General features: G+C 46.0%; 21 protein-coding genes and 1 pseudogene. 18 read left to right on the forward strand and 4 right to left on the reverse strand.

Annotation, left to right across the window (positions count from 1 at the left end):
* The first annotated feature begins 95 nt into the window (after positions 1-95).
* The 5 genes from NYE72_RS12185 to NYE72_RS12205 all read left to right on the forward strand — a co-directional run bounded on the left by NYE72_RS12185 (position 96) and on the right by NYE72_RS12205 (position 6,096).
* On the forward strand, positions 96-2,099 hold the full coding sequence (locus tag NYE72_RS12185) for a sensor domain-containing diguanylate cyclase (protein ID WP_076099563.1): 2,004 nt from the start codon (positions 96-98) through the stop codon (positions 2,097-2,099).
* Between the two features lie 1,107 nt (positions 2,100-3,206).
* Positions 3,207-4,034 (forward strand): hypothetical protein, encoded by an 828-nt coding sequence (locus NYE72_RS12190; protein WP_076141716.1) that lies wholly within the window; start codon positions 3,207-3,209, stop codon positions 4,032-4,034.
* Between the two features lie 95 nt (positions 4,035-4,129).
* A complete protein-coding gene (locus NYE72_RS12195; RefSeq protein WP_076141715.1) occupies positions 4,130-5,245 on the forward strand; it encodes an aminopeptidase in 1,116 nt (371 codons plus the stop codon).
* A 106-nt stretch (positions 5,246-5,351) separates the two neighbouring features.
* Complete coding sequence (locus NYE72_RS12200) at positions 5,352-5,597, forward strand: HPr family phosphocarrier protein (RefSeq protein ID WP_036686154.1); 246 nt, start codon at positions 5,352-5,354, stop codon at positions 5,595-5,597.
* A 202-nt stretch (positions 5,598-5,799) separates the two neighbouring features.
* Positions 5,800-6,096, forward strand: a complete 297-nt coding sequence (locus NYE72_RS12205; RefSeq protein ID WP_036686156.1) for a YlaN family protein — start codon at positions 5,800-5,802, stop codon at positions 6,094-6,096.
* 87 nt (positions 6,097-6,183) lie between these two features.
* On the opposite strand, the gene cax is transcribed toward NYE72_RS12205, so the two are convergent.
* Positions 6,184-7,254: a calcium/proton exchanger gene (cax, locus tag NYE72_RS12210; RefSeq protein ID WP_038570286.1), complete on the reverse strand. Its 1,071-nt coding sequence runs from the start codon at positions 7,252-7,254 to the stop codon at positions 6,184-6,186.
* Between the two features lie 154 nt (positions 7,255-7,408).
* On the opposite strand from cax, the gene NYE72_RS12215 reads away from it, so the two are divergent.
* Positions 7,409-7,774: an Asp23/Gls24 family envelope stress response protein gene (locus NYE72_RS12215; protein ID WP_019911482.1), complete on the forward strand. Its 366-nt coding sequence runs from the start codon at positions 7,409-7,411 to the stop codon at positions 7,772-7,774.
* An 88-nt stretch (positions 7,775-7,862) separates the two neighbouring features.
* On the opposite strand, the gene ftsW is transcribed toward NYE72_RS12215, so the two are convergent.
* Positions 7,863-9,104, reverse strand: coding sequence for a putative lipid II flippase FtsW (gene ftsW, locus NYE72_RS12220; protein WP_080742469.1), 1,242 nt, complete (start codon positions 9,102-9,104; stop codon positions 7,863-7,865).
* Positions 9,101-9,448: a YugN family protein gene (locus NYE72_RS12225; RefSeq protein WP_036686159.1), complete on the reverse strand. Its 348-nt coding sequence runs from the start codon at positions 9,446-9,448 to the stop codon at positions 9,101-9,103. The genes ftsW and NYE72_RS12225 overlap by 4 nt, the downstream gene beginning before the upstream one ends.
* A gap of 239 nt (positions 9,449-9,687) precedes the next feature.
* Here NYE72_RS12225 and NYE72_RS12230 point away from each other — a divergent pair, with 239 nt between their 5' ends.
* The 10 genes and pseudogenes from NYE72_RS12230 to NYE72_RS12275 all read left to right on the forward strand — a co-directional run bounded on the left by NYE72_RS12230 (position 9,688) and on the right by NYE72_RS12275 (position 18,987).
* Positions 9,688-10,869 (forward strand): M20 family metallopeptidase, encoded by a 1,182-nt coding sequence (locus NYE72_RS12230; protein ID WP_076141714.1) that lies wholly within the window; start codon positions 9,688-9,690, stop codon positions 10,867-10,869.
* A gap of 63 nt (positions 10,870-10,932) precedes the next feature.
* Positions 10,933-11,364 carry a CBS domain-containing protein gene (locus NYE72_RS12235; protein WP_036686162.1) on the forward strand — a complete coding sequence of 144 codons (432 nt, stop codon included), beginning with the start codon at positions 10,933-10,935 and terminating at the stop codon, positions 11,362-11,364.
* Between the two features lie 119 nt (positions 11,365-11,483).
* On the forward strand, positions 11,484-13,196 hold the full coding sequence (locus NYE72_RS12240) for a DNA repair helicase XPB (RefSeq protein WP_076141713.1): 1,713 nt from the start codon (positions 11,484-11,486) through the stop codon (positions 13,194-13,196).
* Positions 13,193-15,118 carry a helicase-associated domain-containing protein gene (locus tag NYE72_RS12245; RefSeq protein WP_076141712.1) on the forward strand — a complete coding sequence of 642 codons (1,926 nt, stop codon included), beginning with the start codon at positions 13,193-13,195 and terminating at the stop codon, positions 15,116-15,118. Before NYE72_RS12240 ends, NYE72_RS12245 begins: the two co-directional genes overlap by 4 nt.
* Positions 15,119-15,138: 20 nt before the next feature.
* Positions 15,139-15,576, forward strand: coding sequence for a YlbF family regulator (locus tag NYE72_RS12250; protein WP_036686168.1), 438 nt, complete (start codon positions 15,139-15,141; stop codon positions 15,574-15,576).
* Between the two features lie 40 nt (positions 15,577-15,616).
* Complete coding sequence (locus tag NYE72_RS12255) at positions 15,617-15,880, forward strand: YlbG family protein (protein ID WP_036686170.1); 264 nt, start codon at positions 15,617-15,619, stop codon at positions 15,878-15,880.
* A 163-nt stretch (positions 15,881-16,043) separates the two neighbouring features.
* Positions 16,044-16,481 carry a hypothetical protein gene (locus tag NYE72_RS12260; protein WP_036686574.1) on the forward strand — a complete coding sequence of 146 codons (438 nt, stop codon included), beginning with the start codon at positions 16,044-16,046 and terminating at the stop codon, positions 16,479-16,481.
* A gap of 170 nt (positions 16,482-16,651) precedes the next feature.
* On the forward strand, positions 16,652-17,551 hold the full coding sequence (locus NYE72_RS12265; RefSeq protein ID WP_036686171.1) for a selenium metabolism-associated LysR family transcriptional regulator: 900 nt from the start codon (positions 16,652-16,654) through the stop codon (positions 17,549-17,551).
* Positions 17,552-17,574: 23 nt separating this feature from the next.
* A pseudogene (locus tag NYE72_RS12270) lies at positions 17,575-18,027 on the forward strand (GNAT family N-acetyltransferase); the annotation flags it as partial.
* Positions 18,028-18,099: 72 nt separating this feature from the next.
* Positions 18,100-18,987, forward strand: a complete 888-nt coding sequence (locus NYE72_RS12275; protein WP_076141744.1) for a PHP domain-containing protein — start codon at positions 18,100-18,102, stop codon at positions 18,985-18,987.
* An 82-nt stretch (positions 18,988-19,069) separates the two neighbouring features.
* Here NYE72_RS12275 and NYE72_RS12280 read toward each other — a convergent pair whose 3' ends face one another.
* The gene (locus NYE72_RS12280; RefSeq protein WP_076141711.1) at positions 19,070-20,953 is read right to left on the reverse strand and encodes an NFACT RNA binding domain-containing protein; all 1,884 of its coding nucleotides are present in this window, start codon (positions 20,951-20,953) and stop codon (positions 19,070-19,072) included.
* A 290-nt stretch (positions 20,954-21,243) separates the two neighbouring features.
* On the opposite strand from NYE72_RS12280, the gene NYE72_RS12285 reads away from it, so the two are divergent.
* Both NYE72_RS12285 and dapF read left to right on the forward strand, forming a co-directional pair.
* On the forward strand, positions 21,244-24,063 hold the full coding sequence (locus NYE72_RS12285; RefSeq protein ID WP_036686174.1) for a calcium-translocating P-type ATPase, SERCA-type: 2,820 nt from the start codon (positions 21,244-21,246) through the stop codon (positions 24,061-24,063).
* 137 nt (positions 24,064-24,200) lie between these two features.
* A complete protein-coding gene (gene dapF / locus NYE72_RS12290; protein ID WP_038570307.1) occupies positions 24,201-25,037 on the forward strand; it encodes a diaminopimelate epimerase in 837 nt (278 codons plus the stop codon).
* The last annotated feature ends 115 nt before the right edge of the window (positions 25,038-25,152 follow it).

Raw genomic sequence — 25,152 nt, forward strand, 5'->3', positions numbered from 1 at the left:
ATGCAATACACAAAGAAAGGGAGTAAAATATAGTTAATTAGATGTTAATTGGGAAGGTTTTTTTTCTTAATTGAGAAGCAAAGGGGATCTTCGTTATGTCAGAACAGAAAGCATACGCTTATAAAGACAGTCGTATGCTGATACAGGACAAATTGCACGCTAGTAGAGATTCCGAAGATCCCACCGCCTGGCTTAGGGAAACGGAAATAGTGTCCCATGACTTCCCATATTTGGCCAATCTGATTGCAGACAGCTTCGAGGAATGGATCGATGGGCTAGAGGCTCTACCGTTCGCTAAATCATGGGATTGGTGTGTACTGAATTTTGAAGGCAGATATTTTGCTAATATTGCCGATCAGCAAGAACGATGGAGGCACCAATGGGAGCAGGCGGCGGCAGCTAGTTTACTTTCCGGCACAACCTCATCTGTTCAACTGACGGTGCAAGGTCAGGATATGAGCTTTTTTACTATACCGCTCATCACTCGCGTTGACAAAGAAATTTTTGCTTTCCTGGGCTGTGCTATGCCGACACAACAATATTTAATGGGTGGACGAGATACTGCTGAGGCTATATCGTTGCAGTACCGGACCATTTTCTATCATAAGTTTGAACATATTTTTGTAACTGATCTTGCGAGTGTTCATCTACATGCTGAACGTGAGAGCAATCGCCGCTCCTTGTTATTTCAGATCGTTCAGCGGATGCATGACAATATTGATGTGAACGCCGTGCTTACGGAGGTTATAGATAGCATTTCTGCAATGTACCCTGGTGCCAGGCTTGAGCTGTTTATGTCGCAAGATCACCGCAGCACTCATCCGCAGGTCAAACCTTTACCGTTTCAGATGTCCAGTGATGATGTCTGCGCTAGAGCATTTAAAGACGGCCGTGTTGCTCTGAACACCAATACTGAAGATCAACACATTGTAGAAATTGGTCTTCCGCTAGGCGGGAAGCAAGGGGTTTATGGCGTATTCCACATGGTGATGGATAACTCGATCTTTATGGATGTAGATTTACGTTTTCTCTCGATGGTGGCGGATACCGCAGGTACTGCTTTTGAGAATGCCAAGCTGTATGAACGGTCCAATCAGCTCATTCGTGAGCTGCGTATGAGTAATGAACTTACACAACGGCTGAATCAGAGCTTGCGTTTAGGGGATATTTTTCAATTTGCGTTTGAAGAGCTGTTAGAGATGTTTGGCGCAGACTACTGCTGTATTTTACATATGAACGAAGAAAAGGGCGGGCTAGAGGTTATTGCTTGCAATCATTCCTCCTTGCAAAATGAAATTTTAGAAGTAGGACAAGGTTTAGGCGGGAAGGTCTATACTACTGGGGAATCATTAATCATGTCTAACTACATAGATAATCCTAACACTACTTCTCGTTTAATGAATGCTACCGGGTCGCAGTCGCTGATTGCCACACCTTTAAGTGTAGGTGGTGAAGTGCGTGGTGCCATCATGTTGGCGCATCGCGATGCCCATTATTTCTCTTATGACAATTACAGATTGCTTCAGGCGATGGCGGGGCATATTGGACTTGCTGTAGGGAACGCAAGGCTGCATGCCGAAGTTAGACGTCTAGCGAACAGAGATAGCCTAACTGGACTTTATGCTCGTCATTATCTGGACGAAGAAATAAAGGAACGGCAGTCTACAGATTTTTGCGGTTGCTTAATCGTTGTGGATATCGATCAGTTCAAGATGGTGAATGATACCTATGGTCATCAAAAGGGTGACAAGATTTTAAAAGAGGTCAGTGAAATTGTGAAGTCCTCCATCCGACAAGGTGATATTGCTGCGAGGTGGGGCGGAGAAGAACTGTCGGTCTATTTACCATTAATGGGAGTAGAACAGGCAGTAAATGTGGCTGAGCGTATTCGCAAGCGGGTGATGAACGAAACCGAACCTAATGTAACAGTGTCCTGCGGTATAGCAGAATGGAGCTGGATGGACGAACGTGTAAGCGTGGAATCCCTGTTCTATCGAGCGGATATGGCACTGTATAAAGCTAAGAACAATGGGCGTAACCAGGTGATCGTTGACACTAAAGAGAATGGCAGTGGTGTGAAGGGATTGCCTCATAAGTAAAAAAAGATAGCAGAGCAGCGGTTCTCCCCTTATTGGAGAGTCGCTGCTTTTTGTTTTGGCAGATGGCTGGCTGCTTCGACTGTGTATCTATCATCCTGCTGCGATGCATCGGACTCAGATGACGTTATTTGCGTGATTTTAGCCATTGAAGCATGTTTTCGGACTCCGGAGACGCTATTGTTTGGAAAAGGACTCATATTGTGCGTTTTTGAGGTCAATAGCTGCGCTGGAGTCCGTTGGTATGGGAAATATCGGGAAATGCTGCGTTAAGGGTCAGTTGTGTCCGTTAGGGAGTTACTGTGCATATCTTTAGTTAGCCAGGACTGTGGCGCTGTAAGTCTCGCATTAACTATCGACACCACGCGGATTCATTAGCGAATATGTATGGACACATTGAATAGTTCTGAAAAAGGAAGGTGAGAGTGAAGTAGGTTCCTATGCACCACCGCATTACATTTGATAATGGCTCCATGCTTACGGTGACTTTGTATGCGCACAAGATTGCGACTACCTAATTGAGTCTATATCTTAAATGTACGCACATTTAAGATAGGTCGACGCTAATAAATCAGTATCTGACTCCCACATGAGCAGCGGTTCTCCGATATTGGAGAAATGCTGCTCTTTGTGTTGCACGTTAGCTTCGCGTTTCATCTGCGTCCACAGCATCCAACGTGCATCGGACTCAGATGACGTTATTTGCGTGATTTTAGCTTTTTAAGCATGTTTTCGGACTCCGGAGACGCTATTCCTTAATAAGAGGGGCATATCGGACGCATTTCGGATCAATAGCTGCAATGGAGTCCGTTGGCATACGAAATATCGCAAAATACTGTAATTAAGGTCAGCTGTGTCCGAAAGCGACAACGGTGCGGCGACTGGCAGCGGTAACTTCGTGAGTCTGAAGGTGGTATGTACTGACATTCGAAAGCAAGCGACGAACGCGCATAAGTTAGAGCAATGTATGGAAAACGATAGCAGCAACGTATTTGCATCTGTATAAGGCGCGCAGGAAGGGAGAACCCTATAGTGGGCTGTAAAGTAAAATACTCCAAGAAAGGCCTGATGACCGTGAGAAAGTCATTGTTACTAAAGGGGTTAGTTCTTATGATTTTTACCTTGTCCTGCGTGTTCAACAGCGGTTGCAGCGTTATTAGAGACAAACCAGCCAAGAAAGATCTAAGTTTGGTGTTAGCGGGTATAACGGGCAGCGATGGGGTTACTTTTAAAGGGTCAACCATGCTTACAAAAGGTGGAAAGACCGTTCCGGAATCCATGATATTTTACGAAGGCACAGTACAGGACCATAAGAAGGTCAATCTGTATACACTGCTTCCTGATAAATCCTCATCCACAAAAAAAGCAGCTAATAGCGCTAAAGATTTAAAAAGCGGCATCACTTCTATGAAAGCTTTCCATAGTCAGCTAGAGAAAAAAGAGGGGGAATGGGTAGCGTTGACCACTGAAGGTTCATCTGAGGACGGAAATCCGCTTGCTTTGCTTAATCCGTTAAAACAGCTGGAGGAGCTGCAATCCATGGAGGCTAATGTGACTGAAGATGCGGGTGCAGGCAGAGGGACAAATGTGCTGCGGATCGAGCTGACGCCTGCTGAGGCCAGAAAGCAGCTGACTGCTGAATTAGAAAAAGAGATGCAAGACCTTCGACCTGAAACACCTGATTCGGCTGGAAAAATAACAAAGAACGATCAGGCGGTTACGCAAGCTTTAGTGGAGCTGTGGGAGAAGAAAAATAATGAATTACAGCAAAAGCTGAAACAAGCTAATGTTGAGACAGTCTACCATTTAACGGTTGATACAAAACATAATCTGCCGAGAAAGCTCACCTTAAATCGTAAGGTTACCTACTTGGAAGCGGGGAATAAATCTGATAATGAAACTTATGTATCACAGGTAAATTTTTCAGGCTTTCGTTGATTTTCACATTATGCTACAGGTCTTGCGCTCCATACAGGGCGTGCTACAATAGAAAAGCTTGCTTATTTTTTAGACAGAGGAAGGAAGAATACACAATGAAAGATCCCAGAATTCAAAAGCTGGCGGCTAACCTAGTCGGTTATTCCGTAAATGTCCAGCCAGGCGAGAACGTGCTCGTCGAAATGATTGGCAATGAAAGAGATTTAATTAAAGCAGTTGTAGAGGAAATCGGCAAAGCCGGCGGTCATGCTTTTGTACAATTAACAGATCGTACAGTCCTGCGCAGCATGCTTAAATACGCAACTCGTGAGAGTCTTCAGACATGGGCTGAAATTGACTTGAACCGGATGAAGCAAATGGATTGTTATATCGGGATTCGTGCAGGTGAGAATGTGAATGACCTGTCTGATGTTCCTGAAGAAAATATGAAATTGTATAACTCGTTGTACTCCCATCCAGTGCACAGTGAACAACGTGTGAAGCACACGAAGTGGGTAGTGCTGCGTTATCCGAATGCGAGCATGGCTCAGCTTGCGAATATTAGCACTGAAGCGTTTGAAGACTTTTATTTCGAAGTGTGTAATTTGGATTACGCCAAGATGGACAAGGCTCAGGATGCTTTAGCTGATCTCATGCGCAGAACGGATAAGGTACATATTTTGAGTGCTGGAACAGATCTTAAGTTCTCGATTAAAGGAATCGGTGCAGAGAAATGCTCCGGGCAAAAAAATATTCCGGATGGCGAGGTTTACAGCGCCCCAGTTCGCAATTCTGTAAATGGAACGATCAGCTATAATGCACCGTCAGTATATAATGGAGTGACCTTTGAAAATATCAAATTCAAATTCGAGAACGGAAAAATTGTTGAAGCCACCAGCAATGACTCCGCCCGTTTGAACGAGATTTTGAATTCAGATGACGGCGCACGTCATATTGGCGAATTCGCTATCGGGTTTAACCCTTACATTCTTCACCCGATGAATGATATTCTTTTTGACGAAAAAATCGCAGGCAGCCTGCACTTTACGCCAGGACAAGCATATGATGTTACAGATAACGGTAACCGCTCCTCCATTCACTGGGATCTTGTGTTGATCCAACGTCCAGATTATGGCGGCGGAGAAATTTATTTTGACGATGTATTGATCCGTAAGGATGGAATTTTTGTGTTGCCGGAACTCGAAGGTCTGAATCCTGAAAACTTGAAATAAAATGTAATAACAAGAAAACTCCTTGCACAAGTAAGCGGATTCAATGTATCATAAGAAATGATAACAAAAGACTAAAGTTTTATAATCAAGTTGCGGAGGGATTTCTATGTCCAGTAACAATGCGGCAATTGTCGATATTGCCCAAACGGCAGGCCAGTTCAACTCTTCAATCGTTCTTCAAGCGGACAACAAGTACATTGATGTTAAAAGTATCCTTGGTTTGTTCACTACTTTGGTATCCAGCCAGAGCTATGAGCTTCATGTTCATGGGGCAGATGCTGAAGAAGCTAAGAAGGCAATGACTGAAGTGTTTGCAAAACACGGTTTGAAATTCACAGTTGTTGCTGAGTAATAGTCGTGCTAAAAACGTCCTACCGGTTTTCGGTGGGGCGTTTTTTCTAGAAGTAGATATGAAACTTGATAGGATAACGCAGCAGGTTCTTTTAAATATATGGTTAGTATAAACTGAATTGTTGTATTGATACCGGATTTCGTCTAATATTAAGTAAAATAGTAAAAGCAGCTTAACTTTTGGACATGGGGGGGATAGAGGCATGACTTCATCGGAATTACAGGAACAGTATAATCTTAAAGCAATCAATCTTCTACAAGAAGATGCCGATAAAATTCAGCAACTTATAGAAGTGCAGATGGAGAATCTGGCAACACGCTACTGCCCTCTCTATGAGGAAGTGCTGGATACCCAGATGTACGGTTTCTCCAGAGAAGTGGATTTTGCGGTTAGAGCAGGTTTGGTCCCAGAAATTACTGGTAAAATGGTACTAAGTAAGCTGGAGCGTAACTTAGCAGTACTCTACGAGGCTTTGAACAACAAAGCGAAAGAAGAATAAATATCGGTTTCTTAAGTATTTATAGAAGCGCACATGAGGACGAATCGCTCATGTGCGCTTTTTGTTGTGTACAATGGTTAATAATAATTATACGAGATAGAAGGAGACTCCTAAAATCAGGTAAACAGTTAATAACAAAAGGCCCTCATACCAGTTAGTCGAGCCGTCCTGGGTAATTGATTTGGCAATAAAGACGGCTACACCGATGGCGACAATCTCAATGGTCGTAAAAACAATGTCCATTGTATCACCCATGAAATAACTGGCGAAGATTAGGACAGGTGCTACGAACAGGGCGATTTGGAGACTGCTTCCAACTGCAATTTCTACGGCTGCACCGATTTTGTTCTTCATGGCCAGCATAATGGCTGCACTATGCTCTGCGGCATTACCGATGATGGCTACGAGGAACGCACCTACAAACAGCTCGCTGAATCCGAAACGTTCTGTTAAAGTCTCTAACGTCCCTACCAGCCACTCACTCACGAAGGCTACCATTACGGTGGCAAGCACTAGATAAAGGATGGATTTGTTTCTGGACCATGCAGGGGCATGCTCATGGGCTAACTCTTCTTTACCCTCTTCTGTAACGTCCTCTAGATGTTTCTTATGCGTGATCATGGAGAAGATTAGCCAAGCAATGTACGAAGCGATGAGCAGCCCGGCAACGATTAAACTGAGCACATCTGTATCCTTCTCCGTAATAGAGTGGGTGGTAAAGAACATAGCGGGAACAAATAAGGCAATGACGGCAACGATCATCAAGGAGCCATTCATTCCGGCAAGGGTTACGTTAAAGTTCTGAACTTTGAACTTCATCCCGCCGGCGAAAATACTCAATCCTAGAACAAGCAACAGGTTGCCGATAATAGAACCGGTAAGACTGGCTTTGACCATGTCGAACAATCCTTCCTTGACCAGGAAGAAGGCAATGATTAGCTCAGCAGCATTGCCGAAGGTGGCGTTAAGGAAGCCGCCCAGTCGCTGTCCGGCATAATGAGCTACACTTTCAGTAGCCCGGCCGAGAAATCCAGCCACAAACACCACAGCGATTGCTGAGAGAATGAACTGCAGGGTATGATCCCAATCGGCATAATGGCCGATTGCACTAAGGATAAAGGTGATACCCATCAGTGATGGTGAAATCCATTTTTTCAATGTAAAGGACACTCCTATCTATGTATTTAGATTGAATTCATAATCAATATACCCAAATTGTTCCTAGGTGTAAACGAGAAAGCGATAAAGTGATTTGCTTTTTAGCCTGTTTTGGAATTACAATAATTGATAATGAGTGTAGGGGGGATATGGCATGGCAGAACAACTTCAACTGGAAATGGGAAATATACGAATTTCAAATGACGTCGTCTCAAAAATTGCCGGTTTGGCTGCCTTGGAGACTCCGGGAATTGCAGCCATGTCTGGTGGCCTGTCAGAAGGCTGGGCGAAACGTCTAAGCGGTAAGAACGTTCAGAAGGGCGTTACCGTTGAAGTAGGACAGCTGGAAGCAGCAGTAGATCTACGAATTATCGTTCTCTATGAAACACCGATCCACGAAGTGTGCCGGATGCTTCAGCAGAACGTACGTGAAGCTGTGGAGAGCATGACTGGACTTCATATTGTTGAGGTAAATGTCAAAGTTGAAGGCGTAGCTTTCAAGAATGATGAAATCTCTTAAAAAACTTGTACACAAAAAAGCAGTCCAAGGTTAATTCCCTGGGCTGCTTTTTTATGTGTATATCCCCTAACCTCCGGCTTTATAAAGCTTACCGGGAACGAACCTGTCTAACCGTTGTTACAGATTTCGTTACTTCCTCTTTGGCAGGAAGGTTGGTTTCTCTTGAGATGCTTAGCATAATTCCCATGCACAGCATGCTGACAAGGAGTGAAGAGCCCCCGTAGCTGATAAACGGCAAGGTAACGCCGGTAAGAGGGATTGTATTGGTTACACCACCGATATTGACAAAGGCCTGAATGGCTATGAGGCCCATAATCCCAATTCCGACGAGCGTACCAAAGGGATCCTTACACCTTAAAGCGATTAGAATACCCCGCCAGATAAAATACAGATATAACATCAAAAATATGGAGGTCCCTAGAAAGCCGAACTCTTCACCAATTACGGGGAAGATAAAGTCCGTATAAGGGTATTTTAGATAGTCCAGCTTTTGAATGCTTTTGCCGAAGCCGGAACCACTTACTCCACCTTGGCCAAGAGCGGTTAAGGATTGAATAATGTTATAACCATCACCCTCAGCAACCTGATAAGGATCTAAAAAGGCAACGATACGACCTTTTCTATAATCCTGAGTGTCAGTGGCTTTATCGGATGGAGATAAGGAATCAATCGCTGCTTTGGCGCCTATAACTAGTCCTACACCCAGCACTAGCAGTGCTATAGAGCCCAGAATATGCTTCATGCTGGCACCACCGGCATAAATAACAAGTCCGCTGGTAGCTACGAGAATGAGGCAAGAACCTAAATCCGGCTGCATCATTATAAGTCCGGCAACAATACCCACGATAACCATTACAGGGATATATCCTGTACGGAAATCTCTAAACCGTTCACCTTTTTTGGTGATGAGTGCTGAGATATACAGGATAATCGATATTTTGGCTAATTCGGTGGGTTGAATTCCAAGTTTCCCGATACTAAGCCAGCTCTTGGCACCATTAATTTTTTCAGAGAAGGCTACCACGAGCAGAAGAATAACGGTGATGATAAAAATAGGTACATACCACTTCTTAAACTTACTGTAGTGAATGTTCATAGCTATAAACATAACAACGGTTCCGAGTACGATCCAGATCACTTGGCGTTTAATGAAATATAGAGGGTCATTACCGAACTTCGAGCTTGCTAATGTTAAGCTTGAGCTAGCACTGAAGACCATGACTAGACCGAAACCCACAAGTAGTAGTGTTAAGATAAGTAGTTGGAAATCGGGTGTTCCTCTTTTGGGCAGGCTGACATTTTGTTTCGTCGTTCCCTTTCTGTTACTCAAGCCTCTAACAGCTGCTTTAATTCAAGAATCCGCTTAGCAGCAGTGTCCAATACTGGTTTTGGCACCGGAGATTCATATTCCAGGCCATGAGGGAAGGTTGCTTTTCCTAAGTATACGGCTTCAATTGCAAGTACGGCATCAGACTTCTCTAGCTTTCCCTCGACAGCGCGAGTGTTAATGCGTAGGAAGTATTCGCCACCATCCTGTGGGTCTTCAATTTTGCAGTCGTAAGTGGCACGATAGTATTCCCATTGCCAGCGGATGAAGCCAGCTTTTGTGGCACTCTCGTCCAGATAGAGAAGATCACTCTTCAATCCTACGAGGCCCGTGTTCTCAAAAATCATAGCACGCATATCCCCCTTATGAAGTATAATGATGAATTTCTGATCCGATTGCTGATGTTCTACCTCATGATAGTATGTTTCTAAAGGTTGTGCAAGAGTAGGCAGTGCCTAACAATACCCAGTTTTTTGCGTTTCTGCTACAATAAAAGAATTATAGTCGTTCGCGGCTGGAACAAAGTGAACAGGACTGCTATCGCTTGCTATGGATGCGGGTTTATCGAGAAGGGGATGGAGAACTTATGAAGAGCTTAGCGGTTGATTCGCTCATGCCGGAGATCGTGGAATGGAGACGCCATTTGCATCGTCATCCGGAGTTGTCTTTTCATGAAAAGGAAACGTCAGCATTTATAGCAGATAAGTTAGCCAAATTCGGAATTGAAGTCAGAAAAAGCGGGACAGGGTATGGTGTGCTTGGCATATTACGGGGGAAGCGGCCGGGGAAAACCGTTGTTCTTCGCGCGGATATGGACGCCCTACCTATTAAAGAGGAGAACAAGAAGGATTACGTTTCGCAAAATGAAGGGGTAATGCATGCCTGTGGACATGATGGCCACACTTCCATACTGCTCGGTGTAGCCTCTTACTACAGCAGTCGGCTTGAGGAGCTGGAAGGGGAGCTGCGTTTTCTTTTTCAGCCCGCAGAGGAAGTATGCCCAGGAGGGGCGCAGGGGATGATCGCCGAAGGCATGTTAGAAGGAGCGGATGCGGTGTATGGTCTGCATCTGTGGACTCCATTGCCTATGGGAACTGTAGGGAGTGCTCCGGGACCGTTGATGGCGTCTGCGGACGAGTTTTTTATAGATATCATTGGCAAAGGCGGACACGGCGGCATGCCGAACCGTACCATTGATAGCATCGTGGCGGGAGCGGCGCTGGTGACCCAGCTCCAGAGCATTGTAAGCCGCTCTGTGAACCCGCTGGAGCCTGCTGTACTCAGTGTAGGAACCATTCAAGGGGGATTCGCCCAGAATGTCATTGCCGAGCAATGCCGGATCACAGGGACAGTGCGGGCATTCGACGAGGAGACACAGCATTTGATACGCCAGCGAATCGAAGAAATGACCGTTTCTATTGCCAGCGCTTACGGGGCAGAAGCTAAGATAGATTACGTAATGGGATATCCTCCCCTCGTAAATCACGATGGTGAAGTTCAGCGGTTTTTCGAGGTGGCCCCAGCGGCTTTAGGAGAATCTGTTGAGGTGATTCGGATGGAAAAGCTGATGCCAGCTGAGGATTTTGCCTATTATGTTAAGGAGATTCCGGGCTGCTTTATGTTTGTAGGTGCAGGAAATCCGGATAAAGAGGCTGACTATCCACATCATCATAGCAAATTTGATTTTGACGAAGATGCCATGCTGCACGGAATGAAGCTGCTCATTGCTATGGCGAATTCCTGTATGCGTGAGAACACAATCGTATAATTTCGTTTCATAGAGGAGAACCTATTCCCATAACATGGAGATCATGATTAGGAGGGTTCATTCTTGAAGACAGTGAAAGAGGTTATGACGAAGGAGCCTGCAACGGTTACGCTGCAAGATAATGTGTATGAAGTTGCCGTGAAAATGCGAGATTATGACACTGGATTTATACCTGTTGTTGATAATGAAGAACATAAGACACTGATCGGCGTAATTACTGACCGCGATCTCGTGATTAGAGGTTATGCGGCTAAACATCCTGGTTCAACCTCAGTGGAAACTGTAATGAGTAAAGAGATTCAGACCGTCTCGGAGAATACTTCAGTAGATGAGGCTGCAGAGTTAATGGCTGGCTGGCAAATCCGCAGGCTGGCGGTGACACGTGACCAGAAGCTGGTGGGCGTAGTGTCGATTGGAGATCTGGCTGTGCGCGACATTTTTGCGGATGAAGCTGGTGAAGCACTCCATGATATTTCGCAGCAGCATTTACATTAAATAGTCAGATAGGGAAGCTCATGACCGTTATGCGGGGATGGGCTTTTTCCTGTTATATGAAAATAAACAAAATTACATAGCGCAAGCTTAAATTACATGAACACTAGGGAGGAAAAACTATGAATGGATCAGGAGCTTGCATCGTGCGCAGGGACCGGACAATTTTACTGGAATGTGCTCATCCGGATTTTGAGGTGGCAAGGAAAAAGCTAGGGACCTTCGCGGAGCTGATAAAAAGTCCTCCTGCTTACCATACCTACCGAATTACCCCGTTATCTCTTTGGAATGCGGCTGCGCTTAATTATACTGCTGAGGAGATTATCACTAACCTGCATCACCTTGCACGCTGGGGTGTTCCCACAGGACTGGAGGAGGAAATCGAAACTCTTTTGTCCAGATATGGAAAGCTGACTCTTCATGGCCAAGAGACTCGGAATGAGGTCGTTATGTTAAGAGCGGATGCTCCTGAGCTTTTGGATGAATTGAGTGATGAACAAGGTCTAAAAGCGTTGGGTCTACTGAGAATAAATCCTCTGGAATGCTCGTGTCCTGCGGAGAATAGAGGGCTTTTGAAACAAGAGCTGATGAGATTGGGTTATCCAGTTCTCGACTACGCCGGATATCATGAAGGACAAGCGCTTAGCTTGACCTGGAAGGAGAATCTCGATGCCTGCAAGGCTGATACGGCAAACGATTCATTTGGCTTACGTGAATACCAGCAGGAGGCCGTTCAGCTGTTTCAAGGGACAGAAGGACAAGGGGGAAGCGGTGTGGTGGTGCTGCCTTGTGGCGCAGGAAAGACAATTGTAGGAGTAGCAGTACTTGAAAGTCTCCAATGTGAAACCTTAATTTTAACTTCAAATACAACATCCGTAAGGCAATGGATGGATGAACTGCTGGAGCGAACAGATTTGGCCGGGGAGGCAGTGGGAGAATATTCCGGTGAAAAAAGAGAAGTGCGGCCAGTTACCATTGCCACCTATCAAATATTAACCCATCGTTCGTCCAAAGACGGTCCGTTTCTCCATATGAAGCTGTTTAACGAACGCAATTGGGGCTTGATTATATATGATGAGGTTCACCTGCTTCCAGCGCCTGTATTTCGGGCTACAGCAGACATTCAGGCTACACGTCGACTGGGGCTTACAGCCACTTTGGTTAGAGAAGACGGGAAGGAAGGGGATGTGTTCTCTTTAATCGGACCGAAACGCTACGATCTGCCTTGGAAGGAGCTGGAGCAGCAGGGCTGGATCGCTGAAGTGGAATGTGTAGAGATCATTGTGCCCATGAATCCGGAGCTTAAACAAGAATATATGTACGCGGCGGCAAAAGAAAAATTTCGTATGGCTTCATGCAATCCTGCCAAAGCTGAGATTGTAGCCAAGCTTCTAAAGGTCCATGCAGGCTCTTCGGTACTGGTTATTGGACAATATCTCGACCAGTTAAGTGAACTGGCTGACAGGATCGGGGCACCTTTAATTACCGGCAAAACGAAGCAGCGTGAAAGAGACGAGCTATATGCGGCTTTTAACGAGGGAGATATACAGGTACTGGTGGTGTCAAAAGTAGCGAATTTCGCGGTGAATTTACCTGACGCGTCGATTGCTATTGAAGTCTCGGGAGCTTATGGATCCCGGCAGGAGGAAGCTCAGCGACTAGGTCGAATCCTCCGTCCAAAAGCGGGGGAGAATAAAGCCTATTTTTATACACTGGTATCTGAAGATAGCCGGGAACAGGATTTCGCTTTGCGCCGCCGGATGTTTTTGACTGAGCAGGGTTATGAATATGTCGTTAAAAAGATGCCGAGTGGAGAGGAGCGAACCATTCATTGAACCAGCTATCAACAGAAGCATTAGAGGTCTTAAAGCGGTTATGTGCAGCTTATGCTGCCCAGCCGTTTGAAGAAGGGAAAGAAGAACGATTGCGCCCTGTGGCGCTTTGTCGTGCTGAGCAAAAGCTTGCAATGAACGAATTGCGCCGCGAGGGGCTGTTAACTGCAAGGCATAAAATTTTGGGCGAAAAGCTGTATCAGATTCCGGTTGATCAACTACCGGCAATTGAACAAGAATTTTTCCCGTATCAGCCGCAATTCATTGCCGGGCATTTAGTGAGTCTTACCATGGAGGCGGGGGCCGGACTGGCGATAGATCTGTTTCGGGCTTTGCTGTTCACCGCTTGGGAAGGACTGCCGCTGACAGCCAAGGGGATTATTCATAAAAAGCACCTAAACCGCTTAGCGGCGCAGCTCTCTTTTGGCGAGGAGCATTTGCAATGGCTCTCCGTGGGTTCTCTTTTAGAGGAACAGAAAACTCTTTCTGTCATTGCGACGGTGGATATCCTGCTGTTTCTTGGACTTATTCGCAGGCAGAGCGCCGGGTACACGCTTGATATGGAGCTATTGGATCGTTGGCTGCAGCTTCCTGAAGCGACGATGAGTGACATTCTCTATGGAATTGTAATTAATCGCTGCGGATGCGTGGGACCTGCCGATCAACATTTTCGTTATATAATCTCAAATGCAGATTTTATCCCCGGGAAATGGATAATGCTGCCCGCGCTATTAGACTGGATGATGGATGCTAATCTCACAGGTACCGTTGCCCGTAATGAGCTTGAACAATCAAGCTTGAACTGGTTACGTTGTTTAACAGGCTTTGGCTGGTGCGAGCTGGGAGAAACCGCTGAGGGTATGTTGTGTTTTTGCTGGACCGCTGCTAAGCCAATGTTATCTGCTGAGAGGGGATCATTCGCTGCTGTTGGGTCTGGAGATACACAGGAACAGTTTATTGTGCAGCCGGATTTCGAGGTGCTGGTTCCACCAGAGGTCCCCTATTCTGTACGATGGACACTGGCTGGCTGCGCTGAGCTCCAGCAAAGTGATACGATATGGAGCTTCCGGCTGACGAAAGAGAGGTTGGAACTTGCAGCTGAGCGTGGAATGTCACCGAATGACATCATCTCATGGATAAGTGAGCATGCACTAGGCGGGCTTCCTTTGGTGGTTCAAATGTCTCTTGAGCAATGGGCAAAAAGCATTGGCCGTACCTCACTCACCCAAGTAATTATTTTGACCTGTCAGACGGAAGCAGATGGAGCTGCTATCGCAGCTCACCCGCGTTTACAGGAGAACCTTGAACGTATCGGTCCTTTACATTTCATAGTGGACCCGCAATGTATGGAACAGATACGAAAAGAGCTGTACTCCGCGGGGTTAGCGCCTTCCAGAATCATTGGAGGACAGGTAGAGGAAACAAACCTAGGGTGGTGTTTGTTTCCTCATGAAACAGGAAACCCCGAAGCAATGTATGTTCTTCCAGAGCTGAATGTAGAACTAGGATTGCTGTCCAAAGGGAATCCTTTTCTTAACCTGCCGGTTATTGCTCCTGAACAGGAGGAAGAGATTCTCTTCGGTGGAGAAAATGTACCGCAGATCTGGAGCAAAGAATGGCGGCATTATCATAGCTCGACTGCACAAAAGGTGATGGAGCAAGGGTTAAGATGGGGAGTCAAGGTGCGTTTTGCACTAAAGGATCAGATGTTAGATTTTATCCCTTCACGCATAAGTGGGAATCCATGGAGAGTTTCCGGACAACTGCTCTTTCATGATGGTGAAACGGTTGAAGATATAGAGCTCACTCCGGAAGACTGGAAGGAAATGAAGTTAGTTATTCCCAAAGGACGAAGAAATTCCTCTTCTGCTCAAGCGAGTGATTATGGTATGATAGAAAAGTCTACTGAATCGGTAGATCATTAACGAAGAAAAGAGCTGAGTTCATGAGCGTAGCTGAAATAAATACGGTCGATATGGCTGAAGTACTGACATACGCCTATGAATTAGGCGATATGATTAATCAATCCGCCGAGGTGTCGGATTACTTATACTGGAAAGGGCGGGTTGATACGAACCCCGAAATTCAGGCCATGGTCAAACGACTTCAGACTAAGAAGGAGCTGTTTGAAGAAACACAGCGTTTCGGACATTTCCACCCGAATTATCATTCAGCAAAGGATGAGGTTTCGGCAGTAGAAGCGGAACTGGAGCAGTTCGAAGAAGTTGTTCGTTTCAAGCTGGCAGAGAAGACCCTTGACGACATTCTGCATTCCATGTCGGAAGCGATTGCTTTTTCAGTATCAGATAGCATTAAAGTACCAAGTAATGATCCTTCCCCTAAAGGTGGATGCGGCAGCGGGGGAAAATGCTCCTGCGGATAAGCTTCCCTTAGGATTTAGAGAGAGAAAGGCGGTTTAGCTTATGTTTGCGGAACGGACAGGATACATCATTTGGGTAAGTGACGTTAAAGCGGCACGTAACCTTGAGAAATACGGAACATTACATTATGTTTCTCGGAAAATGCATTATGCAGTTATGTATGTAAATGCAGAACGGGCCGAGGAAGTTATGAAGAATGTCCGCAGACTCTCCTATGTACGAAAGATTGAAAGATCTTATCGTAACGAAATTAAGACAGAGTATACTAGTAATGGACCGGACAAGTCCCGTAATTACAGTATGTGATTCCAGGAGATAAACAGGCGCTTAAACAGCGCCTGTTTTTTTTATGCTTATTTACAAAAAAAGCCATTACTCTCAAGGGGAGAAACTTGTACAACTTTCGGCAATGAGGTAAGATGACAACATTAAGTGCATACTAAGACCCTTATGGTGGAGTGTGATGATGATGCGCAACAAGGGGATGGATTGGCCCAGCACTTATGAGCCCTTCCACATCATGCTGAACGATTACAGGGTCGCCGACATCGTTATAACAAATCATGCGAAGAGCCGTTATATGGACCGCATCAGCAATGGTGCAAGCAATGCCGAAGAGGTCGCTGCATGGATGTGGCAGTGCCTAATGCAGAATCGGATCAAGCCCTTTTCAAGCAGTGATTATAACGCATATTTAATTGACGATGACTCTGTAGTAATCGCTGAGTTTACGGAATTGACAGGTGAGAGAGATCTCTCAGGCCAGCCATTATATTCTATGATCATCGTTTCGTTTCTTGGTAGAATCTCGGTGATGCCACAGCTGAGAGATTTAAAGACCTATTTTTCACTGCTGCGTAATTCTCACCGTACAAAGCTGTCGAAGAAGAAGCGAAGACGCAAATAGTCTATAAAGAAACGGGCAAGAGGCATGCGGCGAGTCTGCATGTCCTTTTTGAAAATATAAGAATTTATATACTGCACAATTATAATATTCTTAGATTTCTACGGGAAACGATTGTCGTCTTTAAAGGACGGCAACGACGTTTCTTCTTGTAATATAAGGAGTTGCGAAGCATGAACTTTCACCAGCTGCATATTTTTTATACGGTCTCCGAGCGGGGAAGCTTCTCGGCGGCGGCGCAGACTTTACATATGACTCAACCAGCTGTGACCATGCAGGTACAGGCGCTGGAGGATTATTTTGGCACCAAATTGTTTAATCGTTCCACCAAAAAAATCGTACTCTCTGAGGCAGGGCACACTCTAATGCCATACGCGCTACGCAGTATTCTGCTGATGCGAGAGACGGATCAAGCCATGTCAGCATTCACACATATGCTGGAAGGGAGATTGCAGCTTGGGGCGAGTCTTACGATAGGAGAATACGTGCTGCCACGGCTGTTAGGCCCTTTCGGAAAGCAATATCCTAACATTTCAATTATGATGAAAGTGATGAACACCTCGCAAATTATGGAGGAAATCCTCAAGCATCAACTGAATTTTGGTTTAATTGAAGCCCCGGTCACACATCCGGACATGGAGATCGAGCCCGTGATGGGGGATGAGCTGAAGTTGATCGTGCCATATGATCATCCACTTGCGGAGCAGCAAGAGGTTACCTTGGAGCAAGTGCTTCAGCATCCTTTTGTATTGCGTGAGCAGGGCTCAGGAACACGGCGTGTGATGGAAGAGCAGCTGTTCTCCAAGGGACTTGATCCGGGAACAATGAAGATCGTGATGGAGCTTGGAAGTACGGGAGCTGTGAAATCAGCGGTGGAAGCAGGTCTTGGCATAACGATCATATCGACCTCTTCGGTTAAGCATGAAGTTGCGCTTGGACTGTTGAAAATTGTGAATATCTCCGATGCCTCTTTTAAAAGACAATTCTACGCCATTCATTTAAAATCAACATTGCTGCCAATTTCTGCAGTAACCTTCCTGACTTATTTGCGTGAGCATTCGAATGAAATCTGATAGTTAAAGCGGGGGATATCACAATGTCAATTGTTCTACGTGGAGAAAAGCTAGTATTGCGCGATATTACAGAGGCTGATTTTCAGAAGCTTTATTATCACTATCATGAAGCTGAAGACCGTGAACACTTGAAATGGGATGGTCCTTATAAATCTTTGGCACATCAAAGATTCGAAAAGTTTACCGAGGACTACATAGGTCATTTGGCGTTAGTTGAGACGGAAACCCCGCGTAACCTGTTGATCATAGAAATAGACGGCAAGGTAAAGGGGAAAGTAGGACGCTACTGGATATCGCAAGAAACCAACTGGATGGAGATTGGCATAGTAATCTTTGATTCTAGTTATTGGTCAGGTGGTTACGGTACGGAAGCGTTTAAGATGTGGATAGATTATTTATTTAATTCTCTTGATACAGTCCGTCTTGGAATAGGCACCTGGTCAGGGAATAAAAGAATGATCGGGTTGGCAGCGAAATGTGGCATGGTGGAGGAAGCTCGCGTCCGTAAAGCACGAATCGTGCGAGGAGAATACTACGATGCCATAAAAATGGGGATTCTGCGGGAAGAGTGGGAGAATGCAGGCAACCTACCTGCGAAGGATGTATGCGACCTCCATACCCATACTCAAGCATCTGACGGCATGCAGCCGCCAGCGGAGAATGTACGGCTTGCTAAGGAGAAGGGGCTAAGCGCTGTTGCCATTACGGATCATGATACAGTGGCTGGCGTGAAGGAAGCCTGTGAAGCAGGGGATAAGTACGGAATAACCGTTGTGCCTGGTGTAGAGATCAGTACGCGTGCTGGTGGCAAAGACATTCATGTGCTGGGCTATTATGTTGATCCTGAGAATGAACAATTTCTCTCACGTTTGGAAGGGCTAAGAGATACCCGGGCACTTAGAAATGAAGCGATAATTACCAAGCTGCAAGACCTTGGTATTGCGATTACCTTGGAACAGGTTATAGCGGGGATCGGGCGGGAATTGAAGCCTGATGAAAGCATCGGCCGCCCACATATTGCCGACGAGCTGGTTCGGCTTGGGGCAGCTACCGATATGAGAGATGCCTTCAACAAGTATTTGGCCGAGGGTGCAGCGGCCTATGTGTCACCTCCTAGAATCACACCGGAGGAAGCTTGCGAGTGGATCATTGAGGCAGGAGGGTCTCCAGTATTAGCCCATCCGGGTTTGTACGGGGATGACCTTCTGGTGCGAGATATTCTGGAGCAAGGCGCTTTTAAAGGGATTGAGGTCTATCACTCTGATCATGGACCTGCGGAAGAAGAACGTTACCAAGTTATGGCTGAGGATTATAATCTGTTAATAACCGGAGGTTCTGACTTTCATGGTGCCCGTCAAGGCGTGATTTTTCACGGGGATATCGGCAGTGTTACGGTTTCTACAGAAGTACTGAAGTTTTTAAACAAAAAGGCATGAAATTAGTGCGGAGCGAATTATAAAAAACCTCCAGCTTTAGATGTTCAACATCTGCAGCTGGAGGTTTCTTTATATCTAGTATTTAGCTTCTCAAAGTATTTGGAAGACTCTTAATTCTTTCCTCATTGGGTGTGACGAACAGTGTCTTTTGATGATCATAGATTACAAATCCCGGCTTGGAACCGCTTGGTTTACGTACATAGCGGATCAATGTACAGTCCACAGGCACACTGCTGGACTGTTTGGCTTGGCTGAAATAAGCGGCAAGCTGAGCGGCTTCTTCCAGCGTTGCATCTCCAAATTGCTCACTTCGGATGACCACGTGTGATCCGGGGATGTCCTTGGTATGCAGCCAAGTATCATTCGGAGAAGCCAGTCGATTGGTGACGTATTCGTTCTGCAAATTATTTTTGCCGACATAAATATCGATTCCTTCTGAAGAGGTGAAGACCTGTAATGTGGGTCTGGTGGCCTTTTTCTTCTTTTTGCCCTTTTTGCTCCGGTCTCGCAGATAACCTTGGCTTACAAGCTCGTCGCGGATCTCCTCAATATCGTTGAGGGAAGCGTGGGCAAGTTGCTGCAGCAGACTCTCCATATACAGAATTTCCTCATGCGTCTTCAAAAGCTGTTCATTAATGACAAGCAGGCTGTTTTTATATTTGTTGTATTTTTTGAAATAACGTTGTGCATTGTCCGAAGGATTTAATAACGGATCGAGCGGAACCACCATTTCCGCCTGATTTTCATCATAATAATTGACCAAGGAGGTTTCTTTATCCCCTTTGGATACCGCGTGTAATGAAGCGAAAAGCAACTCACCCCAAATGCGGTAACGATCAGCATCCTGAGCTTCGTCGAGATCCTTCTGCAAATTAGCGAGTTTCTTAACGTTTTTGCTCCGTTCATTGCTGAGGAAGCGGATCAAATCACTCACCCGTTGCTTTACAGTATCGCGCTCGGCTTTATCCCCGTAATAATCCTCCATACATTCACTGATGGAGTTGTAATGTTTCGCACTCTCACCCAGAAGTGTTAAGGGGATCGCAGAAAAAATCATCTTACCTTTTGCGTTTGCACCTGCAACAGGAGAAAATTCGTTATCGCGTACGGATCCCATTACGGAATGGAAGGCAACCCATAATTGTGTCGGAAATGCTGCTTCGGATTCTGTAACGCCTTTATCCAGGGTGTTTCTCAGACGAAGAGCAATTTCACCAGCAATCAGTGGGCTCATTCCGCTGAAAGCATGTACCATCCAGCCCACGGGGTCAGCTGAGGGAGAAGGACCGCCAGAGCCGTCAGGTTTTTGCTCTACTGCTTCTTTTGTGATCAGATTAGCAAGCTCACCCTCAATGATTTCTTCTGGCTCAGCCTCCTCATCATCCTCTATCAGTGCAGCTTCTTCAGCAGCCGAGATTAAATTGAGAAATTGCTCCTGGCCAATCTCCAAAGGGTTCAGCTTATGTTGCTGTGGCGGCTCTGTGTATGCGATGCCGGGCATCACAATCCGATAGCTGCTGATCGATGGAGTTACATGATGAATGCCGTCTATGATCGTTCCAGAGCTGAGATCAGTAAGAATGATGTTACTGTGTCGACCCATGAGTTCTATGATGATCTTTTTGGCAAAGACGTCACCAAGCTCATCTCTAGTCTTGACGTTTATGTGAATAATTCGTTCCATACCTACCTGCGTAATACTTTCAATGGTCCCTCCCTCACAATGCTTCCGCATAAGCATGCAGAACATGGGTGCTTCCGAAGGATTAATGCTGTTTCTTTCGGTAAAATGCACCCGAGGATACGTTGGATTAGCAGAGAGCAGCAGCTTGCCGCCGCCACCTGCGCCGCGCAGGTTAAAAATTAAATCGTGATTGTTCGGTTGATATATTTTTCCTATACGTGCACCTATGAATGATTGCAATTCGTGCACGATAGCTCGGGTAACAATGCCGTCTAATGCCATGATAAAGCTCTCCTGTCGCCGTGAAATGAATTTCTTAAATATAAGAAAGTAAAAGTTTCATACAATACTTATATCTTATATTTCTCGCTCAAACGCTTACCTGTCCTTATAAGGACACCGAAGACGTCTATGCTCACCTCTCTATGATGCCATACTTTAGGACATTCGCGCAAAAGGGGAATTGGATAGGGGTGATATTATTGGACGACCTTGAATACATTTGTCATGAACAGGTGGAAAAGCTGTGCGCCGCCGGAAGTAAAGAAACGACCGGGAGGGAAAGAAAAGTCATGGAACAAAACAGTTGGCACCGTCTCGGTGCAGAAGAGCTGCAGAAAATGTTCAATGTCCAGCCAAGGACGGGCCTCAGTGATGAGGAAGCCGCGGAGAGACGAAAGGAGAACGGGTACAACGAGCTGTCGGAAGGAAAGACAGTATCTCCGTTTACCCTGCTGTTGAACCAGTTCAAGGATTTCATGGTGCTTGTGCTCATGGGTGCAACGCTTGTATCCGGGTTGCTAGGCGAATACTTGGATGCCATCACGATCATCGCGATTATCCTACTGAATGGAGCGCTTGGATTTGTTCAGGAGTTTCGCGCCGAACGTTCGCTAAGAGCTTTAAAGCAACTCTCCGCACCTTCTGCCAAAGTGCTACGTGGAGGGAATAGCGAGATTATCCCAGCCAAGATGTTGGTGCCAGGTGATATTGTCTTGCTGGAGAGTGGAGATCGGATTCCTGCCGATGTACGTTGGTTGGAATGCAGTGCTCTATATGTGGAAGAATCCGCACTTACTGGGGAATCATTGCCTGTCTCGAAGCATTCGGAAGCGATCCGTGCAGAAGAGATTCCGCTTGGTGATCAGAAGAATTTAGGCTTCATGGGCACTATGGTGACCAGAGGAACAGGGCGAGCTGTTGTAATCCGTACCGGTATGAACACGGAAATGGGTAAGATAGCGGATCTAATCCAAAATACGGATTCTCAGGAAACACCTTTACAGCATCGGCTTGAGCAGCTAGGAAAGATTCTGATCTACGTATCTCTGGGATTGACAATTGTAGTTGTGGTAGCAGGTATTCTGCATGGACAGCCTGCCACCTCCATGTTCTTAGCTGGTGTGAGCTTGGCAGTTGCCGCGATTCCGGAAGGTCTCCCCGCTATTGTAACTATTGCGCTTGCGCTAGGCGTGCAGCGGATGATCAAACGCAAGGCTATCGTTCGTAAATTGCCGTCAGTGGAAACGTTGGGCTGTGCCTCGGTAATCTGTTCAGACAAGACAGGAACATTAACGCAAAATAAAATGACGGTGACCCGATTATGGACGGGTGGACGTGGTCTTGAGGTAACAGGTGAAGGGTATGCTCCAAATGGACAGGTTCTGGAGAAAGGCAAAGCAGTGGATCTAAAACATGATCAAAGCTTACGGCGGATGTTGCAGGTTGGCGCATTATGCAGCAACGCGGAAATTATTGAGACCTTCCAGTCTGAAGTGCGAGGCAAACGAAAAGGGAAGGATAAGGATGCTGTTCTTGAAAAGTCTGCAGACAACACTTCCGTTTGGGAACTGAAGGGCGACCCGACAGAAGGAGCGCTCGTGGCACTGTCAGGAAAGATGGGACTGACCGCTCAGACGCTTGCCGTAACCTACACTCGTGAACAGGAATTTCCGTTTGATTCTGAGCGGAAGCTGATGTCTGTGATCGTAGGCCATCCGGGAGGACGGATGGTATGTACCAAAGGTGCGCCCGATGTATTGCTGAATCGCTGCGCATATATGCTTTGGGAGGGCGGTGTTGTGCCTTGTACGCCAACTTTGCGGCAGAAGGTGCTTGATGCCAATGAGCAAATGGCTTCAGGAGCCCTTCGTGTGCTAGGTATGGCTTACCGGGATATGCGTCCAAATGAACATGTGAATAGTGAAAAGGATGCGGAGAATCAATTAGTCTTTATTGGCTTGGCAGGAATGATCGATCCGCCACGTCGTGAAGTCCGCGATGCCATCAGTGTCACACGCCGGGCAGGGATTAAGACGGTTATGATTACTGGTGATCATGGAACAACTGCCGAGGCAATTGCTCACCAGCTGGGAATTCTGCAGCGTGGTGGAACGGTGCTGACAGGCGCTCAGTTAACCCGGATGGATGATGATGAGCTGGATAAGATATCGGACAATGTGTTTGTATTCGCCCGCGTATCTCCAGAGCATAAGCTTCGGATCGTTAAATCTCTACAACGTCACGGTCACGTAGTGGCTATGACCGGAGATGGAGTGAACGACGCTCCAGCCATTAAGGCTGCAGATATCGGGATATCCATGGGGATCACAGGTACAGATGTGACCAAGGAAGCATCGTCACTTGTTCTCGGGGATGATAACTTCTCAACGATTGTTGCTGCCATCGAAGAAGGCAGAAATATCTATGAGAATATTCGTAAATTCATTCGTTATCTGTTGGCATCCAATGTGGGAGAGATTCTGACTATGTTTTTTGCCATGATGCTGGGTCTGCCTTTACCACTCGTTCCGATCCAAATTCTTTGGGTCAATCTAGTGACAGACGGACTGCCAGCGATGGCACTTGGAGTGGATCAGCCCGAGAAGGATTTGATGGAGCATAAACCTCGTGGTGCGAAAGAAAATATTTTTGCCCGCCGCTTAGGCTGGAAAATTATAAGCCGTGGATTCTTGATTGGTTTATGTACGCTAGGAGCATTTTGGCTAACTTTACGTATAGCACCAGAGAATCCTGCACAATTGATTCGGGCACAGTCCGTTGCTTTTGCAACACTAGTTATGGCACAGTTGATCCATGTGTTCGATTGCCGCAGTTCGCGTTCAGTGTTCCACCGCAATCCGTTCCAGAATAAGTATCTAGTGCTTGCCGTGTTGTCATCAGTCTTACTGATGCTGGCCGTAATGTACGTGCCTGTGCTCCAGCCTGTCTTCAAAACAGTGCCGCTCAATTTCCGCGAATGGTGTCTGGTGTTTGTAACAGCGGGGATCCCGACCTTCTTGATGGGTGCCGGCAGTGTTTGGGGCGGCAAACGTAATCGTGGACGCAGCGGCAGTAATCCGATGATAAAAAGTACAAAAATTTCAGCATAAAGTCAATACTAATGCTCCATTCCTAAAGGTATACTTGTTGCAGTTAACCGCTCATATGCTTGCGAAATGCTCAATTACACAGAACTTTAAGCTTAAGCGAATGCTAACATAACATAACCTTTAGGAGTGGACTTTTAATGGAATTCACAAAAATGCACGGCCTCGGTAATGACTTCATCGTTGTTTTCGGCGAGCAAGAGCTGCCAAGTAATGCAGCGGAGCTTGCTGTAACCCTATGCAACCGGTTCTTTGGAATCGGTGCTGACGGACTGGTATATATCCTGCCTTCTGAGCGTGGCGATTTCAAGATGCGTATTATGAATTCTGATGGTTCGGAGGCGGAGCAGTGCGGAAATGCCATTCGCTGTGTCTCTAAATATGTATATGACCACGGACTGGTAAGCTCAGAGCAGATTGTAATAGAAACGATTGGTGCCGGAGAACAAAAGGTTACTTTAAACGTGAAAGACGGTGTTGTGGAGACTGTAACCGTAGATATGGGCGAACCTGTATTGTCCGGTCTGCAAATTCCAGTATCTATTGATGCAGAGCCAGTGCTCGCTCAGCCGATTGAAGCGGACGGAACCGAATTTAAGTTCACAGCGGTATCCATGGGAAATCCTCATTGCGTGATTTACGTAGAAGATGCAGTGAATTTTGATCTTGCCACATGGGGACCTAAGCTTGAGGTACATCCTTTATTCCCGAGAAAAGTAAACGTTGAATTCGCAACGGTACTGGATCGGGGCAGAGTGGATATGCGTGTCTGGGAACGTGGGGCAGGACCTACGCTTGCCTGTGGCACTGGAGCCTGCGCAACCCTTGTCTCCTCTGTGCTGAATGATCTTACAGACCGGGCAGCTTGGATTAGTCTAAAGGGCGGCGATCTCTATATTGAATGGAATGAAGAGGATAATCATGTGTATATGACTGGACCTGCTGAGGTCGTATTCACGGGCAGTGTAGCAATATAGAAAAATAATAAAAAGGCAGTCCAAGAGCGCATTCTTGGACTGCCTTTTTTGTGTTTCTAACCTGAGGTGACTTTAAGCAGCCGAATAATGGAAGGAGTAACCGAGAATAATACTA

The sequence above is a fragment of the Paenibacillus sp. FSL L8-0333 genome, assembly GCF_037965665.1.
Lineage (GTDB): Bacteria > Bacillota > Bacilli > Paenibacillales > Paenibacillaceae > Paenibacillus_AQ > Paenibacillus_AQ odorifer.

Coding starts and splice junctions, on each gene's coding strand:
- NYE72_RS12185 (WP_076099563.1), top strand. CDS start 96: ATGTCAGAACAGAAAGCATACGCTTATAAAGACAGTCGTATGCTGATA.
- NYE72_RS12190 (WP_076141716.1), top strand. CDS start 3,207: ATGATTTTTACCTTGTCCTGCGTGTTCAACAGCGGTTGCAGCGTTATT.
- NYE72_RS12195 (WP_076141715.1), top strand. CDS start 4,130: ATGAAAGATCCCAGAATTCAAAAGCTGGCGGCTAACCTAGTCGGTTAT.
- NYE72_RS12200 (WP_036686154.1), top strand. CDS start 5,352: ATGTCCAGTAACAATGCGGCAATTGTCGATATTGCCCAAACGGCAGGC.
- NYE72_RS12205 (WP_036686156.1), top strand. CDS start 5,800: ATGACTTCATCGGAATTACAGGAACAGTATAATCTTAAAGCAATCAAT.
- NYE72_RS12215 (WP_019911482.1), top strand. CDS start 7,409: ATGGCAGAACAACTTCAACTGGAAATGGGAAATATACGAATTTCAAAT.
- NYE72_RS12225 (WP_036686159.1), bottom strand. CDS start 9,448: ATGATTTTTGAGAACACGGGCCTCGTAGGATTGAAGAGTGATCTTCTC.
- NYE72_RS12230 (WP_076141714.1), top strand. CDS start 9,688: ATGAAGAGCTTAGCGGTTGATTCGCTCATGCCGGAGATCGTGGAATGG.
- NYE72_RS12240 (WP_076141713.1), top strand. CDS start 11,484: ATGAATGGATCAGGAGCTTGCATCGTGCGCAGGGACCGGACAATTTTA.
- NYE72_RS12250 (WP_036686168.1), top strand. CDS start 15,139: ATGAGCGTAGCTGAAATAAATACGGTCGATATGGCTGAAGTACTGACA.
- NYE72_RS12255 (WP_036686170.1), top strand. CDS start 15,617: ATGTTTGCGGAACGGACAGGATACATCATTTGGGTAAGTGACGTTAAA.
- NYE72_RS12260 (WP_036686574.1), top strand. CDS start 16,044: ATGCGCAACAAGGGGATGGATTGGCCCAGCACTTATGAGCCCTTCCAC.
- NYE72_RS12265 (WP_036686171.1), top strand. CDS start 16,652: ATGAACTTTCACCAGCTGCATATTTTTTATACGGTCTCCGAGCGGGGA.
- NYE72_RS12275 (WP_076141744.1), top strand. CDS start 18,100: ATGGGGATTCTGCGGGAAGAGTGGGAGAATGCAGGCAACCTACCTGCG.
- NYE72_RS12280 (WP_076141711.1), bottom strand. CDS start 20,953: ATGGCATTAGACGGCATTGTTACCCGAGCTATCGTGCACGAATTGCAA.
- NYE72_RS12285 (WP_036686174.1), top strand. CDS start 21,244: ATGGAACAAAACAGTTGGCACCGTCTCGGTGCAGAAGAGCTGCAGAAA.
- dapF (WP_038570307.1), top strand. CDS start 24,201: ATGGAATTCACAAAAATGCACGGCCTCGGTAATGACTTCATCGTTGTT.